The sequence below is a fragment of the Pseudomonas sp. NPDC089734 genome, from assembly GCF_044748865.1.
Taxonomy (GTDB): Bacteria; Pseudomonadota; Gammaproteobacteria; order Pseudomonadales; family Pseudomonadaceae; genus Aquipseudomonas.
Genome location: NZ_JBIVGV010000007.1, coordinates 233,405 through 252,610 on the forward strand (window position 1 = coordinate 233,405; position 19,206 = coordinate 252,610).

Annotated in this window: 19 protein-coding genes; 11 read left to right on the plus strand and 8 right to left on the minus strand. The window is 60.0% G+C overall.

Annotated features, from left to right (window positions below):
- Positions 1 to 128: 128 nt before the first annotated feature.
- Entirely contained in the window at positions 129 to 1,541 is a 1,413-nt protein-coding gene (locus ACIPY9_RS11930) for a contractile injection system protein, VgrG/Pvc8 family (RefSeq protein ID WP_400700777.1), read from the plus strand.
- Here ACIPY9_RS11930 and ACIPY9_RS11935 read toward each other — a convergent pair whose 3' ends face one another.
- The 4 genes from ACIPY9_RS11935 to ACIPY9_RS11950 form a co-directional block, all read right to left on the minus strand.
- Positions 1,542 to 2,885, minus strand: a complete 1,344-nt coding sequence (locus ACIPY9_RS11935) for an MATE family efflux transporter (RefSeq protein ID WP_400700780.1) — start codon at positions 2,883 to 2,885, stop codon at positions 1,542 to 1,544. It abuts the gene before it with no gap.
- A gap of 62 nt (positions 2,886 to 2,947) precedes the next feature.
- Complete coding sequence (locus tag ACIPY9_RS11940) at positions 2,948 to 3,241, minus strand: hypothetical protein (RefSeq protein ID WP_400700783.1); 294 nt, start codon at positions 3,239 to 3,241, stop codon at positions 2,948 to 2,950.
- 97 nt (positions 3,242 to 3,338) lie between these two features.
- Positions 3,339 to 3,746, minus strand: coding sequence for a response regulator (locus tag ACIPY9_RS11945; RefSeq protein ID WP_400700786.1), 408 nt, complete (start codon positions 3,744 to 3,746; stop codon positions 3,339 to 3,341).
- Positions 3,747 to 3,808: 62 nt separating this feature from the next.
- Complete coding sequence (locus ACIPY9_RS11950) at positions 3,809 to 4,015, minus strand: Flp family type IVb pilin (RefSeq protein WP_400700788.1); 207 nt, start codon at positions 4,013 to 4,015, stop codon at positions 3,809 to 3,811.
- 303 nt (positions 4,016 to 4,318) lie between these two features.
- On the opposite strand from ACIPY9_RS11950, the gene cpaB reads away from it, so the two are divergent.
- From cpaB to ACIPY9_RS11990, 8 genes are read left to right on the plus strand one after another with little or no spacing between them, the layout of a single operon-like run.
- Positions 4,319 to 5,266, plus strand: coding sequence for a Flp pilus assembly protein CpaB (cpaB, locus tag ACIPY9_RS11955; RefSeq protein WP_400700791.1), 948 nt, complete (start codon positions 4,319 to 4,321; stop codon positions 5,264 to 5,266).
- A 19-nt stretch (positions 5,267 to 5,285) separates the two neighbouring features.
- Entirely contained in the window at positions 5,286 to 6,536 is a 1,251-nt protein-coding gene (locus ACIPY9_RS11960; protein ID WP_400700794.1) for a type II and III secretion system protein family protein, read from the plus strand.
- Positions 6,533 to 7,723: a pilus assembly protein gene (locus ACIPY9_RS11965; RefSeq protein WP_400700797.1), complete on the plus strand. Its 1,191-nt coding sequence runs from the start codon at positions 6,533 to 6,535 to the stop codon at positions 7,721 to 7,723. Before ACIPY9_RS11960 ends, ACIPY9_RS11965 begins: the two co-directional genes overlap by 4 nt.
- On the plus strand, positions 7,723 to 8,979 hold the full coding sequence (locus ACIPY9_RS11970; RefSeq protein ID WP_400700800.1) for a CpaF family protein: 1,257 nt from the start codon (positions 7,723 to 7,725) through the stop codon (positions 8,977 to 8,979). Before ACIPY9_RS11965 ends, ACIPY9_RS11970 begins: the two co-directional genes overlap by 1 nt.
- Positions 8,980 to 9,000: 21 nt before the next feature.
- Positions 9,001 to 9,885 (plus strand): type II secretion system F family protein, encoded by an 885-nt coding sequence (locus ACIPY9_RS11975; protein ID WP_400700803.1) that lies wholly within the window; start codon positions 9,001 to 9,003, stop codon positions 9,883 to 9,885.
- A gap of 1 nt (position 9,886) precedes the next feature.
- Entirely contained in the window at positions 9,887 to 10,774 is an 888-nt protein-coding gene (locus ACIPY9_RS11980) for a type II secretion system F family protein (RefSeq protein WP_400700806.1), read from the plus strand.
- A gap of 23 nt (positions 10,775 to 10,797) precedes the next feature.
- Positions 10,798 to 11,535 carry a tetratricopeptide repeat protein gene (locus ACIPY9_RS11985; RefSeq protein ID WP_400700809.1) on the plus strand — a complete coding sequence of 246 codons (738 nt, stop codon included), beginning with the start codon at positions 10,798 to 10,800 and terminating at the stop codon, positions 11,533 to 11,535.
- A complete protein-coding gene (locus ACIPY9_RS11990) occupies positions 11,532 to 11,801 on the plus strand; it encodes a DUF3613 domain-containing protein (protein WP_400700812.1) in 270 nt (89 codons plus the stop codon). Before ACIPY9_RS11985 ends, ACIPY9_RS11990 begins: the two co-directional genes overlap by 4 nt.
- Before the next feature lie 48 nt (positions 11,802 to 11,849).
- On the opposite strand, the gene ACIPY9_RS11995 is transcribed toward ACIPY9_RS11990, so the two are convergent.
- Positions 11,850 to 12,590 carry a response regulator gene (locus ACIPY9_RS11995; RefSeq protein WP_400700815.1) on the minus strand — a complete coding sequence of 247 codons (741 nt, stop codon included), beginning with the start codon at positions 12,588 to 12,590 and terminating at the stop codon, positions 11,850 to 11,852.
- A gap of 124 nt (positions 12,591 to 12,714) precedes the next feature.
- Complete coding sequence (locus ACIPY9_RS12000) at positions 12,715 to 13,185, minus strand: prepilin peptidase (protein ID WP_400700818.1); 471 nt, start codon at positions 13,183 to 13,185, stop codon at positions 12,715 to 12,717.
- A gap of 75 nt (positions 13,186 to 13,260) precedes the next feature.
- On the opposite strand from ACIPY9_RS12000, the gene ACIPY9_RS12005 reads away from it, so the two are divergent.
- Positions 13,261 to 13,716, plus strand: coding sequence for a TadE/TadG family type IV pilus assembly protein (locus tag ACIPY9_RS12005; RefSeq protein ID WP_400700821.1), 456 nt, complete (start codon positions 13,261 to 13,263; stop codon positions 13,714 to 13,716).
- Entirely contained in the window at positions 13,706 to 16,474 is a 2,769-nt protein-coding gene (locus tag ACIPY9_RS12010) for a PAS domain-containing protein (protein WP_400700824.1), read from the plus strand. Before ACIPY9_RS12005 ends, ACIPY9_RS12010 begins: the two co-directional genes overlap by 11 nt.
- Here ACIPY9_RS12010 and ACIPY9_RS12015 read toward each other — a convergent pair.
- Together ACIPY9_RS12015 and ACIPY9_RS12020 are read right to left on the minus strand one after the other, a co-directional pair.
- Positions 16,471 to 18,522 (minus strand): pilus assembly protein TadG-related protein, encoded by a 2,052-nt coding sequence (locus ACIPY9_RS12015; RefSeq protein ID WP_400700827.1) that lies wholly within the window; start codon positions 18,520 to 18,522, stop codon positions 16,471 to 16,473. The two genes, ACIPY9_RS12010 and ACIPY9_RS12015, sit on opposite strands and share 4 nt — an antisense overlap.
- Positions 18,523 to 18,627: 105 nt before the next feature.
- The gene (locus ACIPY9_RS12020; protein WP_400700830.1) at positions 18,628 to 19,191 is read right to left on the minus strand and encodes a DUF4136 domain-containing protein; all 564 of its coding nucleotides are present in this window, start codon (positions 19,189 to 19,191) and stop codon (positions 18,628 to 18,630) included.
- Between the last annotated feature and the right edge of the window lie 15 nt (positions 19,192 to 19,206).

Here is a 19,206-nt window from a genome sequence, read left to right on the forward strand (position 1 = left end):
GAAGCCCTCTGTGTAGGCTGAGGCCGTTCCGCTTGTAGGTAACGTCCTGTTCTGCCTTTTGCTCTCTACTCGACTCCGCTTCTCGGCCAGAATCGCCGACCGGACTTCCCCCTGTAGAGAACATCCCCATGCCCGATCCAGCCAGCGTGCCGCTTTTTCGTCTGGAGATCGCTCGCCTGCGTCATAGCTTTACCGTCCTTTCGTTTCATGGGACGGAGGCGATCAGTCAGCCTTTTGTCCTTGATCTGGAGGTCGTCAACGAAGGTGCCGACCTGGACCTGGGGAGTCTGATGTACCAGCCGGTCTTTCTCGGCTATCAAGGCGGCGACCACGGGTTTCATGGGCAGATTCACGGAGCGATGCGCAGTCATTTTCGTGCAGGCCCTGCCTGTTACCGATTAAGGGTCGGTCCGCGGCTGGCTTGCCTCGGGCAGCGTTATAACCAGCGCATTTTTCAGCACATGACCGCTCCGCAGATCATTGCGCGAGTGCTGGAGGAGCACGGGCTGCACAAGGGCAGTTATCGCTTCGACCTCAAGGACCCATGCCGTGAGCGTGAGTATTGCGCGCAATATCACGAGTCCGATCTGCAACTGGTGCAGAGGTTGTGTGCTGAAGAAGGTATCCACTATCACTTCGTTCATTCTCGCGAGCGCCATGAAGTGGTATTCGGCGATAGCCTGCGGGGTTTTCGTCGCACGCCGCCCGCTCTGTGGCGGGGAGGGCCACATGCGTCGGGTGTTACCCGTTTTGCCGTGACTATCAAGGGCCAGGATTTACCGGGTTATCGCTCAAGGCAGCGGGCCGAGGGCGAAAGCGACCTGCCTTTTGTGAGGTCGGGGGGGCTGTTGCCACTGACAGGGCACCCGCAGATCGAGTGGAATCATATGTGGCTGATCACCCGTGTCGAACAGCACTACCTTGAATCCGGGCCTGAAGGTGAAGAGGGAAGGCATTATTCCAATCGGTTTCGTGGCGTGCCCTGGGAGGTGGGATTCAGCGTGCCCATGCCCCGGCCCAATGCTGGCGCGCCCGGGCTGCAACGTGCCTGGGTTGTGGGTGTGCCGGGGCAAGAAGCTGAACGCGATTCGGCCGGTCGCCTCAAGGTGCAGTTCGAGTGGGGACTTCAGGGGCGGGGCGCGCGTTACAACGATTGTTGGCTGCCGGTGAAGAGCGGGTTGGAGGTTCGTTTTCTGGGGGGCATGGAGGTCGTGGTGAGTATCCTCGACGGGGACAGGGAGCATCCTGTGATCAGCGGTTGCCTGCAGGCTCGTGCCTGTGAATCAGCGTCGACTGCTCGAACGGCGCCATTGCCTTCCGACAGTGTTCAGGCGCAACTGGATTGGCAGATGATCATGGGAAACAAACGATGCTTTCGGCTGGAGGCGGGGCCAACCGTGTATTTCGAGGAAGGAAGCGAGTTATCACTGAACATCGGCTCCAGCCAGGTCAGGCTCGATTCGGACGGCCTGACCTTGACCAGCCCCCGGATTAGCCTGGCCCGTCGATTGGCGACTCAGGAGCCTGACGGGGCGACTTGATCAGGCATGGGTAAACCAGCCGTCCTTGCGACTCAGGTGCCAGGCAATGCTTCCCAGGCTTAGACCGCGCAACAGCGTGAAGGCCAGCAAGGTCAGCCAGAGTCCATGATTGCCCTGATCGAAGGCCAGCCAGGCAACCGGGGCTATCAACGCCACGCTGACCAGCATCGCATTGCGCATCTCGCGGGCGCGAGTGGCACCGATGAACAGGCCGTCCAGTAAATAGCTCCAGACGGCCAGCAAGGGCATGACCGCCAGATACGGCAGGTAGATGAGGGCGGTTTCACGGACTTCCGGAATGTTGGTCTGCATCTGTATGAACAGATTGCCAGCGCCCATGAACAGCAGGGCAAAGGCGGTGCTGGCAATCAGTGACCAGCCGCCTGCCACGACCAGAGAGCGACGTAATGTCGTGCGGTCGCGAGCGCCGATGGCATGACCGCACAAGGCTTCGACGGCATGAGCGAGGCCATCGAGGGCGTGAGAGGTCAGTAGCAGACCGTTGAGCAACAGGGCGTTGGCGGCGACCGTTGCATCGCCCAGCCGGGCACCTTGTGCCGTGACCAGAAACATGACCGATTGAAGGGCCAGTGAGCGAATGAAAATGTCGCGGTTGACCGTCAGCAGAGGTTGCCAGTTGCTCCAGCGTTTCAGGGCTTCTCCGGCGATACGGCCCGGCCATGCACGCAGGGCCGGACGGGTCATGGCCAACCCGGTCAGTGCCCCGGTCCACTCGGCGAGCACGGACGCCCGGGCCGAACCGACGACTCCCCAATCCAGACCCAGAACGAACCACAGGTTGAGGAGGATGTTCACCACATTGGTGATCAGCAGAATCGCCAGCGGGGCCCTGGCATTCTGGGTGCCCAGAAACCAGCCGACCAGGGCATAGCTGGCCAGGGCCGCAGGCAGGCCGAACAGGCGGGTATGAAAGAAGTCCAGGGTCATCTGCTGCAAGTCGGCCGAAGGTTGCATCATGGCCAGCGCCAGATGGCTGAACGGCAAGGCAACCAGCCCCAACAGGAAAGCCAGCCCCATGGCCAGCAGCAGGCCTTGTAACAGGATCTGGCGCAAGGCTGCGCCGTCACCCCGCCCGGCGGCCTGGGCTGCAAACCCCGTGGTCCCCATGCGCAGAAACCCCATGGCCCAGGCCAGAAAGGTATACAGCGTGGCACCTACGGCCACGGCTCCCAACTGATGGGCATGGGGGAGGTGACCGATGACGGCCGTGTCGATCAGGGCCACCAGCGGGACGGACAGATTCGACAGAATCATGGGCAGCGCCAGTCCCCAGACTCGACGATGAGTCGGGCGATGGCGCCAATCGGTGGACAACGTGGACATGAGGACTCCCGGCAAGGCGGGCATTGTAGCCGTAATGCCGGGGAGTCAAGAAATGGGGAGTGTCAGTGGATGATCCAGCTCAACAACCATAACCCCAGTGCGAGCCAGATGATGCCAAGGATGATCGAGGCGCGCATGAAGGCGCGAATGGCCGAATACAGCAGCATCAGGCCGATGACCAGGGCCACGATGCTGATCAGCGACGTGTCCATGCCCAGCGTGCGCGAGAGCCCGTCCACGAAGTTTCCGCCGGCATGGGTGAATCCGTTGAACAGCCATGCCAGGGTGTCCACGACAAAGCGAATCACCGCTCCGATGGTCTGCCCCAGCCACTCGAAAAAACTTTCTACCTTCATATGTGCATCCTGATCACGGTTATAGAGAGCTGCTCGCTTTGGCTATCGAGCAGTATGGCTAGTTCCGTGGATCCTGAGGGCTCTTTGAAGGATGTGTTTACTGAACCTGAAAGATTTTCGGCTCTGGGAACAGATTGTTGAGGGTTTCCAGCAGGCGAACGTGATAGATCGGCTTGCGGAACAGGTCCAGCACCTGCAGGCGCAACAAGTCGCTGACGTCTTCCATGTCGGCATGACCCGAGGTGACGATCACCGGCAGGTGCTGGCGCGAAGTATGTTCGCGCAGGCGCTTGATCAGCTGAATGCCGCTTTCCTCCGGCATCCGCAAGTCAGTAATGACCAGGGCGATATCCGGGTGACGGGTCAGTTGCTGCAGGGCAATCTTGACCGAGGACGCAGTGAAGCAACAGAACCCCTCACCTTCGAGCAGTTCTGCCAGCTCTTCATTGGCGTCCTCTTCGTCATCAACCAGGAGCAGCTGTTGGCGTGGGGGTTGGACGGCCATTATGAATACACCTATAAACGTTGGTAACGGCCCGGAATCTTAAACACTTTGCCCTTTCCCCATCAAGAGACCGCTGTCCCGCCCAGGGCGACCAGAACCTGGTTGAAGATGATTTTGACCTGAGCGCTGATGGTGGGAACGAAAGCCACGATAGCCACTGCAACCATGGCGGCCAGAAGAACGTATTCGATAGCCGACGCACCTTCCTTGTTTTTCAAAAAGGCCTGAATGTGCGTGTAGATGCTTATGTACAGGTTGGTAAGGAACATCTCAATTCTCCTTGCACCATTCGTGGCGCGGGTAGTACCAGCTGTTTTCGTACATCACCTTGCAGTTACAGCATTGCCCTCAACTCGCGAACCCACAATCGTAATAAAGCATTAATCACAAAGTTATAGGTGCTCTTCAGTGCCTGCATTCGGGGGCTGGAAAGGGATATTTCAGAGGCTTAATGGCGTTTTGAGTGACGTGGACTACCTTCATATAGCGACATGGGGATTGTTCTTCATTGCCTATTGCGAAGTTGATGCGTTGGATTGAGGTGATCATGCGATGACAAAGGAAGCGTTGCCATGAGCAGTCGAATCACCATGGTGCTTGCTATTGTTTTCTTGCTCGGCGCGATATTGGCCGGGTATCTGGGGATAGTCGTCAGTAAGGAGCCGGCAGCGCCGCCTGTGGAAGCGCCGGTTGTTCAGGCACCGCCACCGCCTGTAGAGGTCGCGCCTGCACCGCCTCCCGTGGAAGATGCCTTGCGTCAGAATGTTGTGGTGCTGGCGCGCGATGTCCCTGCCTATACCCCGCTGACGGCTGACGATCTGGTGATCGAACGCCTCAAGGTGGCGCCTGCCGGGAGTTTCAGCAAGATCGAGGACATCGTGGGGCGCAGCACCTGGCGTAGCCTGGCGGCTGGCACCTGGCTGAGCGAAAGCAGCTTCGAGGCGGGGGGAACGCTTGCCCGGATGATTCGCCCCGGCGAGCGGGCATTGGCCCTGTCCGTCGATGAGGTCATCGGTGCGTCCGGGCAACTCAGCCCGGGCGATTATGTCGATGTGTTGCTTTATCTGCCTCAGGATACCGAGGGCTCGGCCCGTTCCAGTCAGGTGGTCGTCCCGGCCTTGAGAATCCTGAGTGTGGGCGAGCTGCTTGGTCCGACCCGCGATGGCAAGCCTGCCCAAAACATCAACGCCGAAGAACGTCTCAAGCTGGAACAGCGGCGGGTCAATGCCCGGACGGTGGTGGTGGCCGTGCCCGAAACATTGATGTCGCGTTTGCTGCTGGCCAGCCAGACCGGTGTGTTGCGTCTGGCCGTGCGCAGTGCGGATGAAGGCAACCTGCAGGAGTACTGGGCGAGTGAGCCTGGTCGCCCCGATGTTGCCGTTCGCCTGGATTCTGCCAGACGCAATCTGGTGCAGTTCAACCAGTTGAGCCTGGAGAGTCCGTCCGGCAATGCCGGTGCGGCCCGCCCTCATGCCGTCGAAGTCATACGCGGCAACCAGGTTACGCAACAAACTCCCTGATTGAGCAAGGATGCATTTGATGAGTCGACGTTTCGTGCCGGTTTCAAAACGCAGTGTGTTGTTTTTGCTCCTCGCCGGACTGTGCGTCGATTCAAGTTGGGCAGCCCCCGCCAATTGTGCGGGGCTTGCGGCCATGCCGGCGGTTCTGGAGGTCACTCAGGGCGTACAGCAGGACATCGGTTCGCCGGTGCCCATTACCCGGATTGCCGTGGGCGATCCCAAGGTTGCCGATGTCTATGTCAGCGGTAATAAAGGGTTTCTGCTGACAGGCGTAGCCCCGGGTGCAACCAGTCTGATGGTCTGGACGGCCTGTTCGACCGCGCCTCGGCAGAGCATGGTGTTTGTGCGCGGGCGGGCGACGGCTTCGATGGTCGACACCGTACCGGTGCCCTCTGCCGAAACGCCACTGCCCAGTCAGGTTCAGACCGACATCCGTTTCATTGAAGTCAGCCGCTCCAAACTCAAGGAAGCCAGCACTTCGATCTTCGGAGCAGGCTCCAACAACTTCCTGTTCGGCTCGCCTGGCACCGTGACCGATGTCACGGTTTCCCCCGGTACGGTCGGCTCCACGCGGCCAGCCATCGGTTTGAATAACAGCAATTTCAATATTGTGTGGGGCGGCGGCAGCAGCAAGGTGCTGGGCATGATCAATGCGATGGAGGGCAGCGGCTTTGCCTACACGCTGGCCCGGCCCAGCCTCGTGGCATTGAACGGACAAAGCGCGAGTTTCCTGGCGGGTGGCGAGTTCCCGGTGCCGGTGCCCAGTGGTGATGGCAACGGTATTTCCATTGAATACAAGGAATATGGCGTGCGCCTCACCCTGACGCCGACAGTGGTCGGGCGTGACCGGATCCTGCTCAAGGTGGCCCCTGAAGTGAGTGAACTGGACTTCTCGGCCGGTATCACCATTTCCGGGACTACGGTCCCTGCGCTCAATGTGCGCCGTACCGATACCAGTATTTCCCTGGCCGATGGCGAAAGCTTTGTCGTCAGCGGGCTGATCAGCTCCAGCAATATTGCGTCGGTGGACAAGTTCCCCGGCCTGGGCGATATCCCGATCATCGGGGCGTTCTTCCGTAACTCGCAGATCCAGCGCGATGAGCGTGAGCTGCTCATGATCGTGACGCCGCATCTGGTCCAGCCCCTTGCCGTCAATGCGCAATTGCCGTCGCTTCCGGGTGAAGGCCTGCGTAATTACGACCCGAATTTCTTCCGTATGTACTTCCTTGAAAACGGTGATTTCGATCGCCGTAGCGGGTTATCTCAATGAGTCAGAGCCTGAGCCAGACGTTCCTGGCCATCACCCGTAACCCCACGGACCTTGAATGGTTGCAAGGTGCGCTGGGTTCGCTGGGGCAAGTGGTCAGTGCGGGCAGTGGCAGCCTGGATGATTTGCTGGCATTGGTGGACGTGACCTTTGCCAGCGTGGTCTTTGTCGGGCTGGACCGTGAGCATCTGATGAACCAGAGTGCGCTGATCGAAGGTGCGCTGGAAGCCAAGCCGATGCTGGCGATCGTCGCTTTGGGCGACGGTATGGATAACCAGTTGGTGCTCAATGCCATGCGTGCCGGGGCCAGGGATTTCGTGGCCTATGGCTCGCGCTCCAGTGAGGTGGCGGGTCTGGTTCGGCGATTGAGCAAACGCCTGCCGGCGGTGACCCCCAACCCCAACATGAGCGGCCTGTCGGTGCTTTATGGCGCCCAGTGTGATGGCGATGGTGCCCTGATTGCCTCTCACCTGGCGACCGTGGTGCAGAAGGCCGGGCAGCGCACGTTGCTGCTGGATCTGGGGTTGCCGCGCGGTGACAGCCTGTCGATGCTGGGGCTTGAGTCGTCGTTCAGTTTCGGTGATGCATTGCGGCACCTGCGCAGGCTGGACGCCACCCTGATCGACAGTGCATTTACCACGGCGGACAGTGGCCTGCGCATCCTGGCCTATACCGAGGCCGACGATCACCTTGAACAGTCCAGTGCTGCCGAGCTGTACATGCTGCTCAGTGCCCTGCGTCAGCATTTTCAACATGTCATCGTGAACCTGGTCGGTCAGCCGGACAGTGAAGCCTTGCGCACCTTCGTCACCCACTGTGACCAGTTGCTGTGGTACTCCGACCAGAGTGTGCTGGAGTGCCGCCGTAACCTGGCGGTGCTCAACCTGTGGCGGGAAAAGGGCATGAAAATGCAACACGCCGGGCTGTTGATCGACCGCTACCTGCGCTCGGTGGCACCCAACTCGGAAACCGTGGGTAAAACGTTCGGCCTGCCGGTGATTTCGGTACTGCCGCTCAGCCCGGAGTTGCGGCTCAACGCCAAGAACCAGGGCGTTTCGCTGTTCGATCTGGCCCCTCGTGAGGCGCTGTGCTCTGGATTGCGCCGCCTGGGCGAGCATCTGGTCCGTCACTCTGACGCTTATGAAAAACCCACTGAAAGCTTTTTCGCTCGACTATGGGGGAATAAATAATGCCGGAGAAATTGTTTGGCGTTTCTTCACGTGCCCAGGGTGCTGCGGATGACGGGCAGGGGCTCAAGCTGGTGCTGCATCGCTACATCATCGATGGCATCGAAGAGAGTGGCAGGAACCTGCTCGAAGGTTCTCGCCCGGCGTTGTCGCAATTTGTGGTCGACAAGGTTGCCGAGTATGTCGCCCGGTTGCGGCTGGCCATTTCACGCTACGAGATGGAGCGGCTTGCCGAGGAACTGGTCGATGAGCTGACCGGGTTTGGCCCGCTGGAGGTCTTGCTGCGCGATGGTGCCGTGACGGAGATTCTGGTCAACGGGCCGAGCAAGGTGTTTGTCGAGCGCGATGGTGTGCTGCACCACACGGACCTGCGTTTCATTGACTCGCACCATGTGGAGCGTGTCATGCAGCGGATTCTGGCCCCCCTGGGGCGCCGCCTGGACGAATCGTCCCCGATGGTGGATGCGCGCTTGCCTGACGGTAGCCGGGTCAACGCGATCATTCCGCCCATCGCTCTGGACGGGCCGTGCCTGTCGATCCGGAAGTTTCGCAAGGACATGCTCAAGAGTGCCGACCTGGTGGCGATGCAGACCATTGACCAGCCGATCTTCGATTTCTTCCAGGAGGCGGTGGGCAAGCGTTGCAATGTCTTGGTCAGTGGCGGTACGGGCACCGGTAAAACCACCATGCTCAACGTCCTCAGCCAATTGATCGACACTCATCAGCGGCTGGTGACCATCGAGGACGTTGCCGAGTTGCAACTGAGCCACCCCCATGTGGTCCGCCTTGAAACCCGTCCGCCCAATGCCGAAGGGCATGGCGAAGTGCGCGCCAGCGACCTGATCCGCAACTCCCTGCGGATGCGTCCGGACCGCATCATCCTGGGGGAGATCCGGGGTGTGGAGGTGCTGGATGTTCTGACGGCGATGAACACCGGTCACGATGGCTCCATGAGCACGGTTCACGCCAACAATGCCCAGGACGCCTTGTTGCGTCTGGAAACGCTGGTGGGCCTCACCGGCCGGCAGATTCCCGAAAAGACCCTGCGACAAATGATCTGCGCCGCCCTGGACGTCATCATTCAGCTGGCTCGCCTGCCCGATGGGCGACGCTGTGTCAGTGAGGTGGTGGAAGTGGTGGGTATCCGCGACGATATCTATGTCACCAACACCCTGTTCCGTCTGGACCGCCGTACCGGCATCGGTTTTCTGCGCGAGGCTGTTCACGCGGCGGGCGACAAACTGCGGCCTTCTTACTGATGTGAGCCCGGGAGCAACGGCATGAAAGCGTCATGGGTGCTGGCTGTCATTTTCGTGCTGTTGCTGGGGGCCGCGGCCTATATGTTCTATCTGGCCTTGAACCGGGGCGCCAGTGAGCGAGTGATGCAGCGTCTGCAGGTAGGGCAGCCGCAGGCGGTCGAGGAAAAACCGGGCTGGGAGCGTCTGGATCGTGCCTTTCTGCGAGCGGGGCTGGGCAGGCCGACCGAGCGTATCGGTCTGGCTATCACGCTGTGGACGCTGTCGGCGTCGCTGGGGTATGGCTTGGGTGACTGGTTCGGATTCGGGGTCGGCCTGGTGGCCGCTCCGTTGATGCTGCGCATGTATGTTTCCTGGCGTTATCGCAAGCGTGTTCGCCGCATGATCGAACAGTTGCCGCAACTGCTTGACCACACCGTGCGCAGCCTCAAGTCGGGCCGGACGCTGGCGGATGCCGTCTTGCATGGCATCGAGGCGGCAGATCAGCCGCTCAGAAGCGGCATGCGGCGTATCGAGCGCAATGTGCAGCTGGGGGTCAGTCTGCCCGATGCGGCGCGGGATTTTGCCGAGCTGTATGAGCGTGACGAATTTCACCTCTTTGCCCTTGGGCTGCGGGTCAACCATCGGTATGGAGGTAATGCCAGTGAACTGATGGAGAACCTGATCAAGCTGATTCGTGAGCGTGAGCAGGCGAGTCGTCAGTTGCGGGCCATGACCGGCGAAACGCGCATGACCGCTTTTGTGCTGGCGCTGCTGCCCATCGCGATGGTCGGCTATTTCATGGTGACCAACCCCAACTACCTGATGCACATGTGGGATGACACGGGCGGTCAACGCATGTTGATTGTGGCGTTTGTCTTTCAGGTCATGGGGTGTCTGGCGCTGTGGCGCATGCTGCGGAGTGTTTGAGATGGCGCTCTTGATCAGTGCAGTGTTACTGGTGGCGTCGGCCTTGTTGCTGCTGTCCAACATGGCTCGTCAGCGTCGCAACGAGCGCCAGGTTGCATTGCGTCTCAAGGGCCAGATGGTGCGTGAAAGCCGCATCGGCAGCTGGCTTCGGCTGTTGGGCGATACGCGCATCGGGCAGCGCTCGATCAGCCTGGACACCGAAACCCAGCTCTTGCTCAACCGTGTTGGCTGGCGTCGCGCCAGTAAGCGTTCGCTGTATGCCGCGTGCCAGATTGGCGTACCGATCGGGCTTTTTGGCCTGGTCGTGCTGGTTCAGGTGCTGTTTTTCAATGACCTCGAACAACCTGTCATTGCCCCCATATTCGCCTTGGGGGTGGGCTACCTGATACCCAAGCGGGCGCTGGCGGCCTTCGCTCAATATCGCCAGAAACAAGTGGTCGTGGAAATCTCCACCTTCATTCCTCTGCTGCGCATCCTCTTCGAGTCCGGCATGGCGGTAGAGCAGGCGCTGCGGGTGCTGAGCAGCGAAGGCAAGGACTTGCTCCCTGTTCTGTCAGAAGAGATTCGCGTCATCCTGATTCGGGTCGACTCCGGGCTGGAGCTGGGCGAGGAGTTGAGAAAATCCGCCACCCTGCTGGCGGTGGATGAGTTCAGCGATACCTGCGTGATTCTCAACCAATTGATCCATCAGGGCGGCGGGGCGTTGAGGTCACTGCTGGCGCTCAAGCAATTGCTCGACGACCGTCGCCTGACCCGTTTGCAGGAGTACATCTCCAAACTGTCCGCCAAGATGTCTGTGGTGATGATGGTGTTTTTATTTCCGGCGCTGCTGATTGTTCTGGCAGGCCCTGGATTTACCGCTATCGGTCATGCTCTGGGCGGCCGATGAGAACGCATGAAGGAAACCGTTCAATGAAAGCAGTGATGACGCTCCTCGGGGCTTTGATGTTGAGCGGGTGCGCCAGCCAGGGCGGAGCGCCCTGGCTGGCGTCATCGACCGTTGCCGGGCAGTGCCCCAAACTGACTTCCGATCAGGAGTTCTCTCTGAACCTGGCCCAGAACATGGCCGATGAGGGGCGTCTGCATGCGAGTCTGGCCAACCTCGAGAGCCTGCCCGATGACCTTGACGAAGTGCGCTTGCGCAAGGCCAGGGTGTTGCGGTTGCTGGGCAGTCGCGAAGCCGAGCCGTTGTATCGCAGCCTGCTGGGCACTTGCCGGGCGGCGCAGGGCGAGCATGGTCTGGGGCAGATAGCGGCATCGCGAGGGGATAATGTCCAGGCTCAGCAACACCTGCTCAGGGCGAGCAAACTGGCGCCCACCGATGAAAAGATTCGCAATGACCTGGGCGTGGTTTATCTCAATCAGTTGAAGCTGGAGCAGGCCCGCTTCCAGTTTCTGACGGCCATCGAGCTCAAGCAGTCCGACACGCTGGCCGCTGCCAACATGGTCACCTTGCTGATCTATCAGGACAACTGGACACAGGCGGCCGAACTGGCTTCCAGAGCCGGGTTGACCGCGCAGCAGGTCAACGATGCCCAGGCACGTGCAGAAAAGCTGAAAACGCCTGCCGCCACACGTTCGACTCCGACCGGCCAGGTGGCGGCCATGGTTGACCCGGTCGGTCGTCAGGCAGAGGGAACATCGCCATGAAACGTGAAATCCTCAGTGCTCTCTGTGCACTTGGACTGTGTAGCGCCGCATGGGGGATCGATGAAGGACCGTCCTCGGAGCCACAGAAGCAGACGGAAGCCTGGCTGCAATTGCAGGTCCGTGGCCATGCTGCGTCGCCCGTCCCGCAGACCATGACCCCTTCCGAGCGTGACCAGAGCCTGCAACGCTGGCTCAACAATAACCATCCGATTCCAGAGTTCTATGAGCAGAAAAAGGAGGGGAGCGTTTCGTCTGGCGGGAAATAAAGACCGTCCTGTCGTGATGACGCAAGACGGCCTTTACGTTGCGGCTATTCAGTGGGCGGTTACGCGGGGCCGGTTGGGCGACAGAGCCAGTGCCAGTTGAGTGCGATTGTGCATGTGGGTCAGGCGCAGCACTTGCGACACATAGAGTTTCACGGTGTTTTCCGTGATGCCCAGTTCGCAGGCGATCTGGTAGTTGGTCTGGCCTTTGCTGACCAGAAGGGCGACTTCAAGCTGCCGGGGCGACAGCTGGGCAAAGAGTTTGTTTTCAGGGTCGGAGTCGTCTTGCGCGGGCGCGGGCTGATCCTTATCCAGATTCTTGTACAGATCGTCGATGGACGCTGCCAGATACTGAAGCTTTTCGTTGAGTAACCCTAGCTGCTGAAGGTTCTTTTGCCGCTCCTGCAAGGCCAGTTCCTGGGCCTGGACGCCTTGAAGCAGTTCTTCCAGGTCGACGGGTTTCTGATAGTAGTCGGCAATGCCGGCCCGCAACGCCTTGATCACATCCTTTTTCTCGGCCTGCCCGGTCAGCATGATGGCCTCGAACAGGTGCTTCTTGCCGCCGATGATTTTCATCGCCTCGACCATTTCAATGCCGTTCATGCCCGGCATGTCCAGGTCGCACAGTACAAGACCGATGCTGTCGTCGTGACGGAACTGCTCGATGGCTTCGGGGCCGGAGTGGCAGCAGATGCAGTGATAGCCATTGGTTTTGAGGAAGTCGTTCAGTTCCTCAACGATAAGAGGCTGGTCATCGACAATCAGAACTTTCACGGTCGAATGCTTCTTCACGCGCTACTCCATGCCGGCGAGCCACGACAACTGGCGATACCTGGTCCCTGTCAGCAAAACACGGTCTACGATTTAACGTAGTCGTACTTTCCGGCTATGTACATAGAACGAATGCGCGATACGACTACTGGATGCACAACGCTATCAATGAAAAACCGGCCAGCAGAAACGGCGAGAACGGATATTTGTTTGTCGTTTCGGTATTCATGCAGGCGTAACGCTCTGTAAACCATTGGCCCATAAGGGGCCAGATTTTTTGACGCAGTGCCAGCCAGAGCAGCGTGGCCAGTGCGGCCCCGATAAACGTGCCCAGCACATACAGACTGCCAGTCGCCAGGGCCAATGCCGCCATCAGCTTTACATCGCCGGCCCCGAGTCGGCCCAGGGCATAGCCGGGCAGAGTCAGTGCCACGGCCAGTACCAATGCCCAGCCTCCGTCGCTGGCTTCAAGGCCCAGCCAGGTCTGGCCGCTGTACAACAGATACCCGAGCGCCAGGGCAAAACCGCCCAGTGTCAGCCAGTTGGAGATCTGTCGCTGCCGGGCGTCTTGCTCGGCGCACGCTACGAACCATATCAGTAGGAAAAGTAATTCCATTGTATAAAAAACATCCTGTTTCCTTGAAAGAACCTATGCTGTCTTGAGGTAGTAAATGTCAGGGTGGACGTCGACATGCCATTAGCCCTTAACAGATCCTCTCCTCGAAAACAGAAAGGGGCCGCCGCGATCGAGTTCGCGGTGGTGTTCGTTGTGTTCTTCGCGGTGTTCTACGGTGTGGTGAGTTATAGCCTGCCATTGCTGATGGTGCAGTCTTTCAATGCCGCAACCAGTGAAGCGGTGCGTCGCAGCGTGGCGTTGAGCCCTACCGTGGCCAACTACAGCACGCTGGTGACGAGCCAGGCGCAGTCGGTGCTTCTGGCACAACTGAACTGGATACCTCCGGCGCTGGGTTTCAGCGCTTCCGACACCAGCGTGAGCTATACGGGAGGTGTCCTGACCGTGTCGATCAATTACCCCAAAAGCAAGCTGACGAGAATTCTGCCGGTCTTGACCCTGCCAGGAATCGGCGAAGTACCGAACCTGCCGACTAATCTTTCTGCCCAAGCGAGTCTGCAACTTGTCCCTTGATAAAACGCGTTTGAGTCGTTGGCTGGGGCGTTCCGACGCGCCTGCTGCCCCGCAATCGACGCCTTCGGCCGTCGATCCCGAACCAATTGGCGCAGACCTCTATCTTTTGCTCGATGGCGAAGGACGGGTGCAGAGTGTCAGCCCGCATTTGCTTTCGCGCCTGGGGATCACCCTCCCGGCCGTCACGATGCAGCGCCTGATCAGTCTGTTGCTGCCCAACAGTGCGCTGGTGATCGAAGGGGTGCCGCAGGACTGGATCGGCCATATGCTCGATCTGGACTTCAAGAGTACCGACGCGCACGTCCTGCATGCCCGCGGCTGGGTACAGGCTCATGGCAAGGACTGGTTGTTGCAGTTGATGGACATCAGCGACCTGATGGAAGAGGCCAGCGCTGCCCGCAGCCGTCAGCAGTGTCTGCGTTTTGCCGGACAGATTGCCGAGAGAATACGGGTGTGCAGTGTCGATCGGCTGACGGCGGTAGTGGCGGAGCAGCTGGAAGAGCTGGCGCAACTCTGGCACATCCCTTGTGTGGCTCTGGTGCTGCCTGAAGTCAACGGCGTAGGGTGGCGGGTATACAGCCAGTATCACGCCCATACCGCCCCCGAGTTATGGCAGGTGGGGCAACGCCTGGGTGTCGAACTGGACCGGCTGGACGCTAACATCAGCCATCAGTTGGCGTTTGGTGCCGGTACTGACCTGGTGCAACTGCAAAGCGCTTTCGGCAATGCCGATGGTTTTGTCATGCCCCACAGCCGTGACAGCGTGGCCAAGGCCTGGCTGATGTTCGGTTTCTACAATGCGCGGCAACAGGCCCCCGACCTGGGCGAACGCGAATGGCTGAACCTGTGTTCGGCCCTGGCGGGCCCGGTCCTGTTCCGCATGTCGGAGCAGCATAATCGTCATCATGTCGAGCGCCTGGCTGTGCTGCAGGACCTGTTGGGCACGGGATGGTGGGAATTGCTGCCGGCCAGCGACGAAATCCTGCTGGCCCCGCAACTGGCGCGCAGCCTGCGTCTGAATGACCGGGTCGAACGTCTGTCACGCCAGGACTGGCTGGCGATGATTCACCCGGCCGATCGACAAGAGCTGACCAGCCGTCTTTCCCAGTTGCGGGACAAGGGCACGCCGATGCTGCTGTGTGTGCGTCTGGCCCAGACCGACCCTGCCCAGGACAATATCTGGTTTCGCATCCAGGGGCAGGCCCTGATCAGTGGTCAGGTTCAGCGCGTGCTGGGGTTCATGCTGGATGTCAGCGATATCAAGAACCAGGAGACCGAGGCCGCCGCGGCCCATGCCCGGCTGGACAACCTGATCGCCAGTTCGCCGGCGGTGATTTATGTCCAGCGCTATGACCAGGGCAGCCTGGAACCGAGTTTTTTCAGTGACAGCCTTACGCCGCTGCTGGGCTGGACACTGGCCGATTGTGTCAATGGCCAGCTTGCCGAGTTCATCCACCCCGATGACCGGGACATCTGGTTCGAGCGCAACCGGCACCTGCTGCGTGAAGGTTTCGTCAGTCGCCGTTACCGGCTGCGTAGCAAGGATGGCAGTTATCACTGGTTGCTGGATGAAGCGCGTCTGCTGCGCGACGACCTGGGCATGCCGGTGGAAGCTGTCGGCCTGTGGCTGGATGTGACCGACGCGACACTGGCGGCCGAACAGGTCCGCAAGAGCGAGGAGCGTTACCGGATTCTGGTCGAAGACTCTCCGGCGATGATCTGCCGCTATACCCCGGATCTGGTACTCAGCTTCGGCAACCGTCCATTGGCCAATTACATGGAGTGCACGCCGGAACAACTGACGGGCATTAATCTGGGCGACTGGTTGTCGGATGAGCAGCGCGAGGCCTTCAAGGCACGTATTGCCCAGTTGACGCCTGAGTCCCCCATGAGCACCGCGGAAATCTGCATTGAGCTGCCCGGTCGCGAATACGCATGGTGGATATGGGCCGATCGGGGTGTGTTCGACGAAGATGGCAAACTGGTGGAAATTCAGGCGGTAGGGCGCGATAACACTGATGTGCGGCGTTCGCGGATGCAACTGAACCAGAGCGCGAAAATGGCCACTCTGGGCGAGATGGCGACCGGTCTGGCGCATGAGATCAACCAGCCGCTCAATGTCATGCGCATGGCGGTGGTCAACGTCCTCAAGCGGCTTGGCAAGGGCGATGTGGATATCGAATACCTCACGGAAAAACTCAATCGCATCGACACCCAGGTCCAGCGGGCTGCCCGGGTGGTGGATCACATGCGGGTGTTCGGCCGTCGTTCGGAAATCGAAGAGCAACTGTTCAACCCGATACAGGCCGTGGAAGGCACCATTTCGATGCTTGCCGAGGGCATGAAGAGCAAGGGTGTGCAGATCCGGATCGGAGAGATGTGTGCAACGGTGCAAGTGCGCGGGCATGTCGATCAACTGGAGCAGGTGTTGATCAACCTGATGGTCAACGCCCGGGACGCCTTGTTATCGCGTCGGGAAAAGGACCGGGATTTCGAGCCCTGGATCAGTCTCGGCGTGGAGGAGGACGAGAACATCATCCGGTTGTCGGTTCAGGACAATGGTGGTGGTATCGACCCTCGTTTGCTGGAGCGCATTTTCGAGCCGTTCTTCACCACCAAGCCGGTGGGGGTCGGTACCGGTCTTGGGTTGTCCGTCAGCTATGGCATCGTCGATCAGATGGGTGGCCAGTTGAGCGTCAGCAATGTCGATGAGGGCGCCCGATTCCAGATCGAGCTGCCGATTTTCAAACACGCTTAAATCACCAGCTTGGCCTGCCCGAAGTTGCAACTGAGGTTGGCCCCGACCTCGGCGGGTGCCAGGGTCAGTCCCAGCGCGTCGAGCAGCGGGTCCACGACCGATTGCAACAGTGGCCTGAGGGTGCTGGCGACGATCCCGTCCAGGCTGGTGGTAATGGAAGCCAGCAGAGAGGCTGCACCGGTTATCACGTTGCCCAGGCCATTGGGGCTGGTGGTCGACGGTTTGTAGACGCTGACCTTCGCGCCTGAAATGACGCCATCGAGCAGGGTGCTGGCGAGAACCGAGGCCGCAGGATCGGGCGGGAAGTAAGGTGGACTGCTGACTTCCGGCAGGCTTGTAAGAGGGGGCGCGCTGAAGGTGGCATTGGTTGCGGCCGAGCTTCCCAGCGGCGACTGGCTGATAGGGTCGAAACTGATGCCGATCCCTCCGCCGCCAAAGGGAACCCGTGTCGTGCAACTGCCCAGAAGCCCCAGAATCTTCTGGCAGGTCTGGGTGCCGATATCGATGACCGGAATGGGAAGGGCGGTGATGGCAGAGGGATCGGTGCTGGCCGGAAATGCACTGGCACTGTCGATCAGGCCGATCTTGGCGTTGATCAAGGCCGTATCGGTGTGAATGGTCAGGCTCTTGTTGGTGTTGCTCGTGCAGGTGTAGCCCGTGACGTAACTGTCTGCACTGGCCAGTGAAAGGCTCAGGTCGATTCTGGGGCCTGCACTGGAGGATGAGCTTGAGGTCAACAGTTTGATGTCCGATACCATGCAACTGGTCAGGCCGAGGGCGCAGGTGGTCGAGCCCAGCAGGCCGGCGAGGTTCAGGCTCAGGGCGCTATTGAGTACTGGCGTGAGGCTGCTGACCAGCGAGGTGGCGGTATTGACCAGTGGTGTGATGGCCCCCAGGACTGGCAGATTGATCGACACCAGTGTCCGCATCTGCGCCGTGCGCACATAAATCCTGTTTGCGCCTGTCTTGGGGTTGAGCGGGTCGATCTTGCTGGGGTCGCCCACCGCCGACAGTTGCGGTGGTTCAATGACCTGAACCTTGGCCGTGACCTGTGCCAGGCCCGCCAGATTGATCTGCGCTGCCGCTGAGATGCCGTTCTTGTCATTGGCCAGTTGAGCGAGCCCCTGGACCAGGTCGAACACACGCAGGCTGGTATTGAGCGCGGCAATGTCCGTGCCGCCTTGTATCGAGAGCAAGTCACCGAGCAGGACGGTGGTCGACCCGGCCGCGACCTGCAAGGCTTGCAGGCCTGAAAGCGTCACGGTGCCGTTCAGTGTTCCTGTCTGGTTCAGAACGTTGATCGCGCTCTGGATCAACTGGCTGACAGCGACATTGGTATTGAGTACGTCGGTGTAGCCTACGGCCGTCAGATTCAGATCTGTCTTCAGACGGTTCAAATAGCTGAGCAGGTTGAGTTCGGTATCGGCAAGTCCTTGCCAGCTCGCAACACTGAGGTTCAGCGCCCCGCCCAGCATGCCGCCCACAATCGGATTGAGCAGCGCCGCCTTGGCGCTGTCGATCGTTACGGCGGCGCTACGAATCGTCAGTGCGGCCAGAGGCGGAGTGCTTGCCGCGACCGCAGTGGCACTCAACAGGGCATTAGGGGGTATGGGTTTGTTGTCGAACAGAGCCCAGATGCCCGTCGCAATACTGCGGGGGACGGTATGACTGGCGATGACCTGTATGGCTTCTGACTTTGTCGAGTCGGCGGTGAATGTACGCTTACTGCTGGCATCCAGTGTCAGGGTGCCGCAATTGACACTCAGCGTGCGGCTATCGGTGCCCACGGTGAAATTGTTACGGGTGGCACTCTGGTTGGCATAAGTCGAGGCGCTGCTTCCGGAGGCGCATGTGCCCTTGCGGCTGGCAGCTTCCAGTGCCGCCATGTCGGCGACCCGTTGTAGCGAGCGTTTCTCCAGATACAGCCTGCTGCTATCGATCACCAGCAGCACGCACAGCAGGGCAATGCCCAAGGTCAATGCCGCCAGCAAACTAAGGGCACCGCGTTGCCGGTCCGCTGTCGCGGCATAACGATTCAGGGGAGACATCAGCACTCCTTCGGCAAAGCCGTCGCTCACTCGCCTGTCTGCAAGGGAGTGTAGTCAAGGCCTCGGGGATGCGCCGGTTTCAGTGTGCCTCTACGAGCGGGACGTTCAGCGCGGCGGGTACTGTTCCAGTATCCGGGCCACGGTGGTGCGCACGATGTTGTCCCGAGTGGCCGGATTGGCCATGTTTTCGCTCAGGATGCGCTCGGTGCTGCCGCGCCAGACCAGTTTGCCGTCCTTGCCGTCGAACAGATCGATCTGCAATGTGGTGACCTTGTAGTCCACGCTACGGGTTTCACTGGGTAACGGGCCGCCCCAGTACCCATAACCTCCCCACGGATTCCAGCCGCCACCGTACGGGGTGCTGACCAGTTGCTGGCGGTCTTCGACGATCAGCCAGGCTTGTACCTTCAGGTCGGAGGCGGCTCCAGCCGGTGCCATGCGCAGGCCACGCTGGTCCAGTTGTTCGCTGATCGACTGGCGAATGCGCTGTTCGGTGAGGTCACTTCTGATGCGCGGGTCTTCGGGCTGATATTGCACGCCGGGCTCTTTCCAGCTCCAGTTGCGGTAGCCACCGAAATCCCGTCGGGCATCGAAGTCACGATTGATCTGGCTGCTCTGGCAGGCCGTGAGCAGCAAGACAAGAGAAAGCAGGGCCAGGCGACGAAACATGGCAGTTCTCCGAAA